The sequence below is a fragment of the Nocardia sp. NPDC050713 genome (assembly GCF_040654315.1).
GTDB lineage: Bacteria > Actinomycetota > Actinomycetes > Mycobacteriales > Mycobacteriaceae > Nocardia.
On record NZ_JBFAHS010000015.1, the window covers coordinates 90,926 to 105,470 of the forward strand.

Annotated in this window: 14 protein-coding genes; 1 reads left to right on the forward strand and 13 read right to left on the reverse strand. The window is 68.6% G+C overall.

Going from position 1 to position 14,545, the window contains the following annotated elements:
- Positions 1-66: 66 nt before the first annotated feature.
- Positions 67-294 carry a hypothetical protein gene (locus AB0H49_RS25760; RefSeq protein WP_357254950.1) on the reverse strand — a complete coding sequence of 76 codons (228 nt, stop codon included), beginning with the start codon at positions 292-294 and terminating at the stop codon, positions 67-69.
- Between the two features lie 177 nt (positions 295-471).
- Between AB0H49_RS25760 and AB0H49_RS25765 the strand changes: the two genes are divergently transcribed.
- The gene (locus tag AB0H49_RS25765; RefSeq protein ID WP_355002604.1) at positions 472-1,038 is read left to right on the forward strand and encodes a hypothetical protein; all 567 of its coding nucleotides are present in this window, start codon (positions 472-474) and stop codon (positions 1,036-1,038) included.
- Between the two features lie 127 nt (positions 1,039-1,165).
- On the opposite strand, the gene AB0H49_RS25770 is transcribed toward AB0H49_RS25765, so the two are convergent.
- From AB0H49_RS25770 to hydA, 12 genes are all read right to left on the reverse strand, one after another.
- On the reverse strand, positions 1,166-2,131 hold the full coding sequence (locus AB0H49_RS25770; protein WP_357254952.1) for a glycine betaine ABC transporter substrate-binding protein: 966 nt from the start codon (positions 2,129-2,131) through the stop codon (positions 1,166-1,168).
- Positions 2,128-2,901, reverse strand: coding sequence for an ABC transporter permease subunit (locus AB0H49_RS25775; RefSeq protein ID WP_357254954.1), 774 nt, complete (start codon positions 2,899-2,901; stop codon positions 2,128-2,130). Before AB0H49_RS25775 ends, AB0H49_RS25770 begins: the two co-directional genes overlap by 4 nt.
- Positions 2,898-4,079: an ATP-binding cassette domain-containing protein gene (locus tag AB0H49_RS25780; RefSeq protein WP_357254956.1), complete on the reverse strand. Its 1,182-nt coding sequence runs from the start codon at positions 4,077-4,079 to the stop codon at positions 2,898-2,900. Before AB0H49_RS25780 ends, AB0H49_RS25775 begins: the two co-directional genes overlap by 4 nt.
- A complete protein-coding gene (locus tag AB0H49_RS25785) occupies positions 4,072-4,722 on the reverse strand; it encodes an ABC transporter permease (RefSeq protein ID WP_355002675.1) in 651 nt (216 codons plus the stop codon). Before AB0H49_RS25785 ends, AB0H49_RS25780 begins: the two co-directional genes overlap by 8 nt.
- Before the next feature lie 81 nt (positions 4,723-4,803).
- On the reverse strand, positions 4,804-5,925 hold the full coding sequence (locus tag AB0H49_RS25790) for an alpha/beta hydrolase (protein WP_357254958.1): 1,122 nt from the start codon (positions 5,923-5,925) through the stop codon (positions 4,804-4,806).
- Between the two features lie 212 nt (positions 5,926-6,137).
- A complete protein-coding gene (locus AB0H49_RS25795) occupies positions 6,138-7,100 on the reverse strand; it encodes an alpha/beta hydrolase (RefSeq protein ID WP_357254960.1) in 963 nt (320 codons plus the stop codon).
- Positions 7,101-7,176: 76 nt separating this feature from the next.
- Positions 7,177-7,683 carry a GNAT family N-acetyltransferase gene (locus AB0H49_RS25800; protein WP_357254962.1) on the reverse strand — a complete coding sequence of 169 codons (507 nt, stop codon included), beginning with the start codon at positions 7,681-7,683 and terminating at the stop codon, positions 7,177-7,179.
- A gap of 81 nt (positions 7,684-7,764) precedes the next feature.
- Positions 7,765-9,228 carry an NCS1 family nucleobase:cation symporter-1 gene (locus tag AB0H49_RS25805; protein WP_357254964.1) on the reverse strand — a complete coding sequence of 488 codons (1,464 nt, stop codon included), beginning with the start codon at positions 9,226-9,228 and terminating at the stop codon, positions 7,765-7,767.
- Positions 9,229-9,254: 26 nt separating this feature from the next.
- Complete coding sequence (locus AB0H49_RS25810; RefSeq protein WP_357254966.1) at positions 9,255-10,763, reverse strand: CoA-acylating methylmalonate-semialdehyde dehydrogenase; 1,509 nt, start codon at positions 10,761-10,763, stop codon at positions 9,255-9,257.
- Complete coding sequence (locus AB0H49_RS25815) at positions 10,760-12,088, reverse strand: aspartate aminotransferase family protein (protein WP_357254968.1); 1,329 nt, start codon at positions 12,086-12,088, stop codon at positions 10,760-10,762. The genes AB0H49_RS25810 and AB0H49_RS25815 overlap by 4 nt, the downstream gene beginning before the upstream one ends.
- Entirely contained in the window at positions 12,085-13,110 is a 1,026-nt protein-coding gene (locus tag AB0H49_RS25820; protein ID WP_357254970.1) for a TIGR03842 family LLM class F420-dependent oxidoreductase, read from the reverse strand. The genes AB0H49_RS25815 and AB0H49_RS25820 overlap by 4 nt, the downstream gene beginning before the upstream one ends.
- A gap of 9 nt (positions 13,111-13,119) precedes the next feature.
- Positions 13,120-14,541: a dihydropyrimidinase gene (gene hydA / locus AB0H49_RS25825; protein ID WP_357254971.1), complete on the reverse strand. Its 1,422-nt coding sequence runs from the start codon at positions 14,539-14,541 to the stop codon at positions 13,120-13,122.
- Between the last annotated feature and the right edge of the window lie 4 nt (positions 14,542-14,545).

Here is a 14,545-nt window from a genome sequence, read left to right on the forward strand (position 1 = left end):
GCGGGTGCCGTCGAGTAGAAGCGTGCTCTGCGGAGTCACGTGAACTCGCAGCACCTCGGGCGAAAGTCAGGAAACGCGAATCGAGTTGGTGGGTCGGCGGGGTGGGCGGCCGATCGCGGGCACCAGCACGATCATGCCGATGCAGACGGCGGCGAAAGAGCCGAGGGCGGCCGATAGGGACCCGGTGATGACCGCTACTCCGCAGCCGAGAGCCAGCGCGATGATGCCGCCGAGCACGGCGGTTCCGCGTTCGATGCCGACGATCTGTGCAGGTCGCTCGTTCATCGGAGTCATGCCGGTTGTGGTACCCGTCCTGTCCGTGATCAAAACGTGACTGGCAGTTCTCGTTCGGTATCACAAGGGTGGCGGCCGGTTAAGCCCGTTGGTGGGCGGGTATCACGAGGACCGTCGCTGTGGAACGAACGGGCGCAACATGTCCGGCGGATCGGCCGGAAGGCGGGAGGTGTACCGGTGATCGATCGCCTGGGTGAGGTGATTGCCAAACGAATGGTCGCCGACGGGGATCGGTCGGTTCTGATCGAAGTCGGCAGGCCGCGACCGGCGGCGGGCGCCGGAGGTGACGTGTGCGGCTTCCGAATTCAGGGCTGGGGCGAGTCGAGGGCAAGCGGGGTGGACGCGTTGGCGGCTCTGTATCGCGCGCTGGTGGAGATCGGCGCGCAGCTGACCCAAGCGAACGAGGCCGGCGCGCAATTCACGGTCGCGGGACCCGCCGAGCTCGGCTTCCCCGCCCCACCCACCCGCGACGACATAGCGCACGACCCTGGAATGGAATACGAGCTCGGTGATCTGCTCGCGATCCGCACCTTGATCGCCGCCGACGGCCCGCACACCATCACCATCGGCCGCCCGATCTCCTCCTCCGACAACCAGTTCTACGTGTGCCCGTTCCGCATCGACGGCAGCCGCCACGCCGTGGCGTCCGGCCTCGACGAAATCCAGGCGCTGCTCACCGCCATCCGCATGATCGGCGCCTGGCTCGACCTACCGGGCGACTGGCCGATCAGCCGTCTCTCGTAGCGCGCCGATATGGCTGGTACTCAGCGTTTTCGGCCCAGCGAGCGAACTCCGCCCAGTTTGCTAGCGGAGCGCTGTCCGGTCGCATTCGGCTCGCTCGCCGAGGACGGATTGCCCGCACATGTGCGATCTACTCGGCGGTGACGAACCCCTGTCCGACAAGCCAATCGCGAGCGACCTCGGCGGGTTCGCGACCGTCCACGTCGACCTGCCGGTTCAGCTCGGTGATCACCTCGTTGGTGAGCAACGCGGAAATCGGTGTCATGATCTCGGCGATCCGCGGATGCGCTTCGTGGAAGTCGGCGCGCAGCACCAACGCCGCGTTGTACTTCGGAAAGAAGGCCCGATCATCCTGCAGGAGCACGAGATTCAGCGCGGGTATGCGTCCGTCGGTCGCGGCGACCGAGCCGAAGCGGCACTGCGCCGCGTCGGCCGTCGCCTGGTAGACGAGGGCGTCCTGCATGATCTGCTTGCGCACCTTGCCGACGTCGATGTCGTATTTGCGCGCCATTCCCGGATAACCGTCCTGCCGGACGTTGAATTCGGTGCCGACGCAGGTGGCGGCGGCCGCGGGGTCGGCCTCGATCAGCCGCGCGTAGTCCGACAGCGTCCGGACGCCGGTCTGCTCGGCGGTGCGGCTGCTCGTCACCAGGGCGTAGGTGTTGTTCATCGGCGCCATCGCCGTCCACACCATCCCGTGTTCCGCGCGGTCGGCGTCGCGGACCGCCTCGAACTGCCCGAGTTCGCTCGGCACCGGGGTCTCGTTGCCGAGGTAGTTGATCCAGCCGGTGCCGGTGTAGTCGTAGGCCACGTCGACCTGGCCGTGCAATTGCGCGTCGCGCAGGCTGTTGGAGCCTTGGATGTTGGTCAGATCGCGGACGTTGGCGCCCGCCGCTGTCATGGCGAACTCGATGAGATAGCCGAGGATGTTCTGCTCGGTGAAGTCCTTGGAGCCGACGGTGATCGTGACCCCGTCGAGTTCCGGCACCGGCTGGATGCTGCCGGGTCCGACGCGCAGCGGCACGGCGCCACCCGACTCCAAACCGCACCCGGCGAGCGTCAGTATCGCCACCGCGAGCACGATCAGCCACCTCATCGCAGGCCCCTCGGTCCGAGAAAGCGTTCCGCCAACGCCCCGAGCCAGTCGACGAGCAGGGCCAACGCCACCGCGAGCACCGCGCCGACCACCAGGGTGACGTTGTCGCGCAACTTGTACCCGGTGTCGATGAGAATCCCCAGCCCGCCCGCGCTGACCAGGAACGACAGCGTGACGGTGCCGACCGCCAACACGAGCGAAGTGCGCAGTCCCGCAAGGATGTACGGCACCGCCAGCGGAAACTCGATGCGCCGCAACACCGTCGCCGCCGACATGCCCTGACCGCGTCCCGCGTCGACCAGCGTGCGATCCACCTGCTGATAGCCGAGGATCGTATTGCGCAGCACCGGAAGCAGGGTGTAGAAGGCGATCGGCGCGACCCCGATCCAGAACCCGGTGGTCCGCGTCACCAGGTAGCACAGCACGATCAGACCGATGGCGGGCGCGGCCGCGCCGACATTGGCGATGCCGATGAAAACCGGCGCGAGACCGCGATATCCGGGCCTGGTGAGCAGCGTGCCGAGCGGCACCGCCACCACCACCACGATCAGCACCACCGTCGCGGTGAGCAGCACGTGCTGCCAGGTGACGGTGGCGATGTTGCTCGCGTTGATACTCGCGCGTTGAGTGGCGGTGAGATCCCGGCGGAATGCCCACACCAGCACGCCGACGGTCAGCACCGAGACCAGAGCGGGCTGCACGAGAAGCCGCAGACTCTCAGCTCGGCGTGCGGCGGCAGGGGCGGACGCGGCGGTGCGGGGCGCGGTCACGGCGTCGCCTCGGCCGCGGACCGATCCCCGCCGTGGCGCGCCCGCAGCGTGGACAGGTGCCCGACCAGTGTGTCGATCGTGATCAATCCCGCGTACTCGCCGCGCGCATCGGTGACGACTGCGGTCGCGGTCTGCTCGGCGAGCAGCGCCTCCAGCGCGTCCTGCAGGGTCGATCGCAGCGACAGCGTCTGACCGATCGGGCTGCCCACCTCGCCCAGCGTCCGCGCGCTCGTCACGTGCTCGGCCGACACCCAGCGTAGGGGCCGTCGGCGATCGTCGAGAATCAGCGCCCACGGCCAGTCCCGGTCGGCGAGTGCCGCGCGCAGCGTCTCCGCCGGTTCGTCCTGTCCTGCCGTCGGGCAGTCGCCCAGTTCCACGTCACCGACTCGGGTCAACGTCAACTGCTTGAGCGAGGCGTCGGCGCCGACGAACCCCGCCACGGTCTCGTCCGCGGGATCGGCGAGGATCGCGGCCGGGGTGTCGTACTGGAGAATCCGGGACCGGTCGCCGAGCACCGCGATCCGGTCGCCCAGCTTCACCGCCTCGGTGAAATCGTGGGTGACGAAGACGATGGTCTTGCCGAGTTCCGCCTGCAGACGCAGCAATTCGTCCTGCAGCAGCCCGCGGGTGATCGGGTCGACCGCGCCGAACGGTTCGTCCATGAGCAGCACCGGCGGATCGGCGGCCAGCGCGCGCGCCACCCCGACGCGCTGCTGCTGTCCGCCGGAGAGCTGGCGCGGGTAACGCCCGCGGAAGGTGTCCGGGTCCAAGCCGACGAGGTCGAGCATCGCGTCGACCCGCGCGGCGATCCGCGCGCGGTCCCAGCCGAGCAGGCCGGGCACGGTCGCGATGTTCTTGGCCACCGTCATGTGCGGGAAGAGCCCGGCCTGCTGGATCGAGTACCCGATGCCTCGGCGCAGCTGATCGGGATTCATGTCCGCGGCATCGCGTCCGCCGATGGTGATGGTGCCGGAGGTCGGCTCGATCAGTCGGTTGATCATCCGCATGGTCGTGGTCTTGCCGCAGCCCGACGGTCCGACGAGGACGACGATCTCACCGGCCGGAATGGTCAGCGACACCGCGTCCACGGCCGGATCACGCTGTCCCGGATACTGTTTGGTGACCGTGTCGAGCACGATCTGCACGCCGGATACCGCGCCGGTCTCGGTGTCAGTCACGAATCCCCCTCGGGGTGGTCAGTCGTCCCACGACGACGAAGAGACCGTCCAGCAGCAGCGCGAGCACGATGATCAGCACCGTGCCGCTCAACGCTTGCGGCACGGCGTTGGGGCTGCCGAGCCGGGACAGCCCGGAGAAGATCAGATTGCCGAGCCCGGGCCCTTTGGCGTACGCGGCGAGCGCGAGGATGCCCATGATCAGCTGCGTGCTGACCCGCATCCCGGTCAGGATGGAAGGCCAGGCCAGCGGCAGCTCGATGGCGGCGAGAACGCGCATCCGGTTCATCCCGACTCCGCGCGCCGCGTCGACCACCGACGGATCCACCGCGGCCAGGCCGACGATGGTGTTGCGCAAGATGGGCAGCAGCGCGTAGAGCACGAGCGCGGTGATCGTCGGACCGACGCCGAGTCCGAGCACCGGGATCAGCAAGCCGAGCAGCGCGAACGAGGGCACCGTGAGGATCGCGCTCGCCGCGGCCGTCGCCGCCGCCGAACCGAACGGACTGCGGTAGACGAGCACGCCGACGATCACGGCGATCAGCGCCGCGACCAGCAACGACTGGATCACCGCCGAGACATGCAGATACGAGTCGACGAGCAGCTGGTGTCGCCGATCGACGACGAACGTCCACAGTGCGTCCAGGGCCGAACCTCCCGTACAGCGTTGTGCCGGAGTCTATCTCGCACCCCACCCGGCGCGGGGCGGTGCGCCCGAAATGGCCGTCTATGGGGAGTTGGATGGGCCAGTGGCCGCCCGGTCTCGTCCGCTGTCCGTTCCGGGGTCGGTCGAGGAGCCGCCTGACGCGGACAGGGCGTCGGCGAGCAGCGTGGCGACCTCGTGCACCGCGGGGCCGAAGGCGAGCGCGTTGTTGACGAAACCGTGCATGTAGCCGTCGAATCGGCGCAGTGCGACGGGCACACCGTCGGTTCGCAGCCGGTTCGCGTACGCTTCGCCTTCGTCGCGCAGCGGATCGAAACCCGCCGTGATCACGACGGCTCGGGGAAGTCCGGCCGTGGTCTCGGCGCGCAGGGGAGACACATCCGGTCGGGTGCGGTCGAGGTCGGGTGGCAGGAAGCAGCGGTCGAAGAAATCGATGTCGGTGCGAGTGAGCGCGAACCCTTCGGCGAATGTCCTGCGGGACTCGGCTTTTCCGGTCAAGTCGGTGGGCGGGTAGATCAGCAGCTGGAGCAGGGGAGCGGGTCCGCTGTCGCGACGCATCCGCTGACACAGCACCGCCGCCAGATGGCCGCCCGCACTGTCGCCGCCCACCGCGACGCGTTCCGGCGCGACGCCGAATTCGTCCGCGCGACCGACGATGTCGCGGAACGCGGCCGCCGCGTCGTCGATCGCCGCGGGATAGGGATGCTCGGGCGCCAGCCGGTAGTCGACCGCGACGACTCGTATTCCGGCCGTGTATGCCAATGTCCGGCACAGCGCGTCGTGGGTGTCGAGATCGCCGATGACCCAGCCGCCGCCGTGAAAGTAGACCAGCAGGGCGTTCGCCGCGCCGGGGTCGTACAGCCGCGCCCGCAGCGGTCCCGCGGCGCCGGCGACGGTGCAGTCGTCGACGCGGACGGGCGCGCGTCGCCCCGCGCCGATCGCCGCCATCCGGCGCGCTTGGGTCCGCAGGGTCACCGGGTTCGGCTCGGGCCTCGGCAGCGTCCGGGTGATTCGCAGGAGCAGCTGCGCGTCGAGGTCGAGCTCGTTGCCGTCGCGGTGAACCGCCGGACCGGCGAGTGCGCGCTTGGTGCGACGCGGCAATCGGAGCAAACCGCGAACCGCCGCCGCGGCCATCCGCGTGGCCGGCGGCGCGGCGGGTACCGGGTTGACGGGATCGACCGGCACGGGAATACCTCTTTCGCGTGGTTCTGGTCCGCGGCGACGGCCTCGTCGCGGCGGTCCGGTGCTGGCCGACCCAAGAGGCCGGGACCTGCCTCATCGATGCTGCCACTTGGATCGGGGAACGGTGGCGATTGTCCGTGAATGCGCGCCACGTGCGGCGACCGGCCCGCATCGCGCCGACGCGTTCCGCCGCCCGACTGTCCCACCGCCCGACCTCACCGCGTGTTCTGGGTGACGAATTCCGTGATGGCGTCGTGCATTTGGCGCAAACCGGGTTCTTCGAGCGGGTAGTGCCCGGCGTTGTCGAGCACGACGGTGGTGACAGGCGCCTTGGTGATCGCGCTGGTGACCGGCTTGCTGAGCTCGAGCGGAGTCCAGTGGTCTTCGGCGGGCTGGGTGTGCAGGACGGGGCACACGTCGAAATCGGCGGGCTCGATATCGGGAGAGTAGGCGCCGAACTCGCTGAAGAACCTGGCCGAGACCCAGCTCCCCGCCGAAGTCTTGTCGCGCAGAAAGACTTTCATCGCGTCCGTGTTGTTGCACAGCGCGCTCATCTTCGATGCCGCCGACATCGGGTAGCGGACGCCACGTAGCGGAGTGCGGGCCAGGAAGTTGAAGACCGCGGTGCCGAAAGTGGCATGGAAGGGGTCGTGGGAGACCGCCCGCCAGACGGTCTTGTCGCGCGGGTCGAGGAAGGTCGTGCCGATGATGCCGCGCAGCGTGCCGCGCGGTGCGTGCGCCGCCACGTGGTAGGTGAGCATGCCGCCCGCGCTGAGGCCGTACAGCACGATCGGACGGTCGTCGCGGGTGCTTTCGTAGGCGAGGAAGTCGGTGGTGAGCTGGATCCAGTCGTGATAGCCGGGCGCGGCGCCGTCGGCGACCTGGGTCAGGCCGTAGCCGAGGTTGTCGAGCGCGACGGTCTCGAAGCCGCGCTGGGCCAGCGTCGCGCCCGCGACCAAGCTCATCTGCCTGCCGTTGGTGCCGACCCCGTGGTGCAGCACGACCTTGGCGGGAGCGTCGGGCAGGGGATACCGGTCCAGGTGCACGTGATGGCCACGCCAGTCCCAGTACTCCTCGGCGGGCTCGTTGTCGCCGGTCAGTCGGAGGCGTTCGGGCAGGAACTGCTGTAGGTCGCGCCACGCCTGTTGATCGCGATACCACCGCGGACGCTCGCTCATGGCAACTCCTCGCTCACTCAGCTAAATTTTGGCTAACGACTGAGTTGGAGTGTATTCCAGCGGGCGATCTGGATCTTCACGCCGGGACGGCCGGATCCCAGGTGTATTCGTACTCCGGCAACTCGAACCCGGCCTCGAACCGCCCGATCCGCGCGCCCGTCCGTCGTCCGCCGCGCCGTTCGTAGAAGGCGATCGCGGCGGTGTTGTCGCGCAACACCTCCAGATACACAGCGCGGCGGGGGAATTCGGTCGCCGCCCACTTCAGACCGTGCTCGAGCAGGCGGCTGCCGATCCCGCGGCCACGACTGTCGGGCCCGGCGTGCAGGTTGTCCAGCAGCACCCGGCCGTCCGCCGTGGGAACGAGATAAGCGAAGCCGAGCAACGCCGCGGCATCCTCGGCGACGAACAGTCCCGGCGTCACCGCCTCGGTCAGGCGTCGACTCCAGAGCTCGGCCCGATCCGTCTCGAGCGGCCCGCTCAGGTACTCGTCCGGCATGATGCCCGCATAGGCCGTCCGCCAGCTCGCGGTGTGCAGCTCCGCGATCGCCTCCACGTCCCCGGCGCCGCCGCTCCTGATCGACATGCGGCCAGCATCATCGTCGCCGCCCGCTTTGTCACGTCGATTTCCGACCGCTCCCGCCGCGCCAACCGACCCGACTCATGATCACTCCGCGTGCGCATCAGCGGGCACGGACGGGCGGACGGCGTCGAACGCGTACATCAATACCGCGCCCAGCGCCGCGCCGACGGGCCACGACAGCGCCGTCACCTCCTGGGAATCCGGAGCCAGCGCGACGATCACCGCCACCGTCCCCGAAATACCCAGCGCCGCCAGGGCTTTCGGGTTGAACCCGCGGGAGAAGTAGTAGCGCCCCTCCGCGGTGTCGGAGTACAGCTCGGCGACCGCCGTGCGCTGCCGCCGCACCAGGTAGTAGTCGACGATCAGGATGCCGAACACCGGGCCCATCAGCGCGCCGACGCCGCCGAGGAAGTAGATGATGAAATCCTGGTTCTCCCAGAGCTTCCACGGCATCACCAGGATGGACAGCACGGCGGTGACGATGCCGCCGGTGCGGAACGAGATGTATCGCGGTGCGGCATTGGAGATGTCGTAGGCCGGGGACACGAAGTTGAGAACCACGTTGATGCCGACGGTCGCCGTCGCGAACAACACCGCGGCCACGACCACCACGATATCGCTGTCGATGTCGGCTACCAGCTGCACCGGGTCGGTCAGCACCTTCCCGTACACCTTCAGCGTGGCCAGCGAGATGACGATCGACAGCACGACGAACGCGGTCTCGTTGAACGGGATGCCCCAGGCGTTGCCGCGCAGCACCGCCTTCCTGCTGGGCGAGAACCGCGCGAAGTCGGCGTAGTTGACGAGCGGACCCGCCATGAACGACACCATCAGGAAGGCGACGCCCACGAACGCGGCCACCGTCGCACCGCCCGACAGCGGCGCACCGGCACGGGCGTTGAAGTCGATGCTCCACTCGGCTTTGCCGAGAATCCAGATCGCCAGCGCGATCATGCCGATCCACACCGCGGGACCCGCGAAGTCCGAGGCCTTGCGCACCACTTCCATGCCGTAGTTGATGATCGCCAGCTGCACCGTCCACAGCACGAGGAACGCGATCCAGCCCAGCGTCGACAAGCCGAGGAAACTGGATTCGGTCCACGACGCCAACCCCGGCGACACCCGCAGCAGCAGCACCATCAGCGCGGTGGACGCCAAATAGGTCTGGATCCCGTACCAGAACACCGCGACGATCGCCCGCAGCAGCGCGGGAACGTTGGCGCCGAACACGCCGAACGCGGCGCGGGCGAAGACCGGGAACGGCACCCCGACCTTCTGTCCCGCGACGCCGACCAGATTGCTGCCCAACCACAGCACGAGCACGCCGGTGAACAGGGCGAGCATGGTCTGCCACCCGGTCATGCCGAGCGCGAGCATGCCGACGGCGAACCCGTAGCTGGCGATGCTGTGCGCCGAGGTCATCCAGAGACAGAAGATGTCCCAGGTACGCCAGGTCGCCGTCGCCTCGGTGGTGGGGGCCAAGTCGTCGTTGACCAGCGTGGAACTGCCCGGCGCGCCGTCCAGCGGCCGTACCCGAGTGTCTGTCATCGGATGTCCTTCGTGCTTCGGTGGTGCTAACTGTTCCGCGGAAAACCGAGGTCTATGCCGCCGTGGCTGGGGTCGAGCCAGCGGGAGGTGATCGCCTTCTCCCTGGTGAAGAACGCGAATCCGTTGGGGCCGTATGCTTTCGCGTCGCCGAAGAGCGACGCCTTCCAGCCGCCGAAACTGTGGTAGGCCACCGGGACCGGGATCGGCACGTTCACTCCGATCATGCCGACGTGCACCTGCCGCTGGAAGCGCCGCGCCGCGCCGCCGTCGTTGGTGAAGATCGCGACGCCGTTGCCGTAGGGCGAGGCGTTGACGATCTCGACGCCCTGCTCGAAGCCCTCGACCCGCACCACCGAGAGCACGGGTCCGAAGATCTCGTCGCGATAGACCGCCGAGGTCACCGGCACCCGATCTATCAGGCTCGGTCCGAGCCAGAACCCGTTGGGGTCGCCGTCGACGGCGCTGTCGCGGCCGTCGACCACGACCCGCGCCTGGTCGGCGACGGCGGTGTCGAGGTAGGCGGCGACACGGTCGCGGTGCTCGCGGGTGATCAGCGGCCCCATGTCGCAGCCGCGGCGGCCGTCTCCAGTGCGCAGGCCGGTCATCCGTGCCGCGACGCGTTCCACCAGGTCGTCGGCGATGGTGTCGACCGCGAGCACCACGCTCACCGCCATGCACCGTTCGCCCGCCGATCCGAAGCCCGCGTTGACCGCCGCGTCGGCGGCCAGGTCCAGGTCGGCGTCCGGCAGGACGAGCATGTGGTTCTTGGCGCCGCCGAGCGCTTGCACCCGTTTGCCGTGCGCGCCCGCGGTCCGGTAGACGTAGTCGGCGATCGGGGTGGAGCCGACGAACGAGATCGCCGCGACCCGCGGATGGGTGAGCAGCGCGTCGACGGCCTCCTTGTCCCCGTGCACGACATTCAGCACGCCCGCGGGCAGACCGGCGTCGGCCGCGAGTTCGGCGAGCCAGTTCGCCGCCGACGGATCCTTCTCGCTGGGCTTGAGCACCACCGTGTTTCCCGCCGCGATCGCGATCGGGAAGAACCACAGCGGCACCATGGCCGGGAAGTTGAACGGGCTGATGATGCCGACGATGCCGACCGGTTCGCGCACCGAGTACACGTCGATCCCGGTCGAGGCGTTCTGGCTGAACTCGCCTTTGAGCAGATGCGGCATGGACAGCGCGAACTCGACGACCTCGAGCCCGCGGGCGACCTCGCCCGCCGCGTCGGCGAGCACCTTGCCGTGCTCGGCGGTCAGGATGCTCGCCAGTTCGTCCTTGCGTGAGTTGAGCAGTTCCCGGAAGTTCAGCAGGAACCGGTGCCGGGTGGCGATGGAGGAGTCGGCCCAGCCGGGCAGCGCCGCCGCGGCGGCGGCGACGGCGGCGCCCACGTCCTCGGCGGTGGCCATCCGGACGCTGCGCTGCGCGACGCCGAGCGCCGGATCGAAAACCGGTGCGGTGCGTTCGGATTCGCCGGTCCACGGCTTGCCGTCGACCCAGTGGTCGACGATGTCGGTGGTCGCGGGATTCGTCATCGGATCTCCTCGGCTGGCAGGGCGGTCAGTACGTCACGCAGGATGGCGGCGCCCTCGGCGATCTCGGCCTCGGTCACCACGCAGGGCGGCGTGACGTGAATGCGGTTGTCGGCCAGGAACGGCAGGTAGCCCCTGGCGATCAGGTCGGATTTCACCCGCGCCATGGTGGCGGCCGACACGGGTTCGCGGGTGGCGCGATCGGCGACGAGTTCGACGGCCCAGAACACACCTTCGCCGCGTACCTCGCCGATCACCGGGCAGTCGTCGGCCAGTCGCGCGAGCGCGGGGCCGAGCACGGTGCGGCCGATGCGTTCGGCATGGGCGACGATGCCCTCGTCGGCCATCACGTCCAGTGCGGCCACGATCGACGCCGCGGCCAGCGGATGCCCGCTGTAGGTGAGGCCGCCGGGGAAGACGGTGTCGTCGAAGGTGCGAGCGATCGCGTCGGAGATGACGACGCCGCCCACGGGGACGTAACCGGAGTTGACGCCCTTGGCGAAGGTGATCAGATCGGGCGCCACGTCGTAGCCGTCGAACGCGAACCACCGTCCGGTGCGGCCGAATCCGCACATCACCTCGTCGAGGATCAGCACAATGCCGTACCGGTCGGCGATGGCACGGACGCCGGCGAGGTAGCCGGGCGGCGGCACCAGGATGCCCGCGGTGCCCGGCACGGTCTCCAGCAGGATCGCGGCGATGGTCGCGGGTCCTTCGCACTGCACGACCCGCTCCAGGTGCCGCAGCGCGCGTTCGCTCTCCTCCTCGGGGGTGCTCGCCCAGAACTCGCTGCGATACAGGTAGGGGCCGAAGAAATGCACGTGGCCGCGCGCGTATTCGTTCGGCATCCGCCGCCAATCGCCGGTCGCGACGATGGCGGCGCCGGTATTGCCGTGGTAGGAGCGGTAGGTGGAGAGCACCTTGTCGCGGCCGGTGTGCAGGCGCGCCATCCGGATGGCGTTCTCGTTGGCGTCCGCGCCGCCGTTGGTGAAGAACACCTTGTCCAGACCGTCCGGCGCGAGGGCCGTGATCCGCTGGGCCGCTTCGCCGCGTCGCAGGTTGGCGGTGGCCGGTCCGATGGTGGCCAGGCGCGCGGCCTGGTCGGCGATCGCGGCCGTGACCACCGGATGCTGGTGGCCGATGTTCACATTGACCATCTGACTGGCGAAATCGAGGTATTCGCGGCCCGCGTGGTCCCACACCCGGCAGCCGCGACCGCCCGCGAGCACCACCGGCTGCAGCGCGGCCTGCGCCGACCACGAGTGGAACACATGGCTGCGGTCGAGTTCGTAGGCGCGCGCGTCCAAGTCGACGCGCACGGCGGTCATGCCGTCACCTTCGTTGCCGTAATAGTCTGCCGCAGTTGCGGAATGATGGTCTCGCCGTAGACGCGCATGGTTTCCTCTTTGTTGTCGTGTTGCAGGTAGCCCGCGAACTGATCGACGCCGAGGTCGGCGAGCCGCCGAAGTTTGGCGATGTGCTCGTCGGCGGTGCCGAGCAGGCAGAACCGTTCGACGATGTCGTCGGAGACGAAGTCGGCGTGCACGTTTCCCGCCCGGCCGTGCTGGTTGTAGTCGTAACCCGTTCGGTCCGCGATGTATTCGGTGAACGCGGGCGGCACCGCACCGCTGGCGCCGTAGCGCGCGACGATGTCGGCGACGTGGTTGCCGACCATCCCGCCGAACCAGCGGCACTGGTCGCGCATGTGCTTGCGGTCGGTGCCGATGTACATCGGTGCGGCCACGCAGATCTCGAGCGAGCCGGGGTCGCGGCCCGCCGCCTCCGCCGCCTTCCGCACGGCGCCGATCATCCACTCGGCGATGTCGAGGTCGGCGAGTTGCAGGATGTAGCCGTCGGCCACCTCGCCGGTCAACGCCAGCGCTTTCGGCCCGTAGGCGGCCACCCAGACGTCCAGCGTCGAGCCGACGCTCCAGGGGAACTGCACGGTGCTGCCGCCGTATTCGACGGGTCGCGAGTTGGCAAGTTCCCTGATCACGTGGATGGATTCGCGCAGCGTGTTCAGTGTGGTGGGCTTGCCGCCGCCGACGCGTACCGCCGAATCGCCGCGCCCGATGCCGCAGATGGTCCGGTTGCCGTAGGCCTCGTTGAGTGTGGCGTACAGCGACGCCGTGACCGTCCAGTCCCGGGTCGCCGGGTTGGTCACCATGGGCCCCACCATGATTCGCTTCGTCTCGTGCAGGATCTGGCTGTAGAGCACATAGGGCTCCTGCCACAGCAGGTGCGAGTCGAAGGTCCACAGATGGCTGAACCCATGCGCCTCGGCCAGTTTCGCCAATTGGACGGTGCGCGCCGCCGGGGGATCGCACTGTAGTACCGCTCCGAATTGCATGGCGTCTCCTCAGATCAAGTACTGGCACGGATCGCGGCGCACGAACTGCCCGTCACCCTTGCGGCCGCGATACTCGCCGTCCGCGACCACGACCTTGCCGCGCGAGAGCACGGTGTCGACGCGGCCGTCGATCTCGTAGCCCTCCCACGCCGAGTGGTCCATGTTCATGTGATGGGTCTTGCCGAGGCCGATGGAGGTGTGGCCGTCCGGGTCGTAGACCAGGATGTCGGCGTCCGCGCCCGGTGCGAGCACGCCCTTGCGCCCGTAGAGGCCGAACATCCGGGCCGGGGTGGTCGAGGTGATCTCCACCCAGCGCTCCAGGGTGATGCGGCCCTCGACGACGCCCTGGTACATCAGGTCCATACGGTGCTCGACGGTGCCGATGCCGTTGGGAATCTTGGAGAAATCGCCGATCCCCATGTCCTTCTGTCCCTTCATGCAGAAGGGGCAGTGGTCGGTGGACACCATCTGAAGGTCGTTGGTGCGCAACGCCTGCCACACCTGGTCCTGATGCTCTTCGCGCCGCGAGCGCAGCGGGGTCGAGCACACCCACTTCGCGCCTTCGAAACCGGGCGCGCCGAGGTTGTCCTCCAAGGACAGGTACAGGTACTGCGGGCAGGTCTCACCGAAGACGTTGCTGCCCCGGTCCCGAGCCGCGGCCAACTGGGCCACGGCCTGCTTCGCCGACACGTGCACCACGTACAGCGGTGCGCCGGTGAGATCGGCGAGCATGATCGCGCGGTGCGTCGCCTCCTCCTCCAGCTGCCAGGCGCGTGCGATGCCGTGGTAATAGGGGTCGGTCTTGCCCTCGGCCAGCAGTTGCTCGACGAGAACGTCGATGGCGGGGCCGTTCTCGGCGTGCATCATGGTGAGCAAACCGGTGTTCGCGCCGATCTGCATGGCGCGCAGGATCTGCGCGTCGTCGCTGTAGAAGACTCCCGGGTAGGCCATGAAGAGCTTGAAGCTGGTGATGCCCTCGTCCGGCAGCCTGCGCAGCGCGGCCAGGGATTCGTTGTCGACGTCGCCGATGATCTGGTGGAACGAATAGTCGATCGCGCACTGGCCCGACGCCATCTTGTGCCAGGTGTCCAAGGAATCCTGCACGCGCTCGCCGAACTTCTGCACCGCGAAGTCGATGATCGTGGTGGTTCCGCCCCAGGCGGCGGCCCTGGTGCCGCTCTCGAAATCGTCGGAAGCCGTTGTGCCGCCGAACGGCATCGACATGTGGGTGTGCGCGTCGATGCCGCCCGGGACGACGTACTTGCCGGTCGCGTCGATGACGGTGTCCACCGTTTCGGCCAGGTTCGCGCCGAGCGCCGTCGTGCCCGGCTCCAGCAGCGCGACGATGCGTTCGCCGTCGACCAGGACGTCGGCCGCGCCGCGCCCGGTCGCCGAGACGACCGTTCCTCCGGTGATCAGTGTGGTACCCATGGTC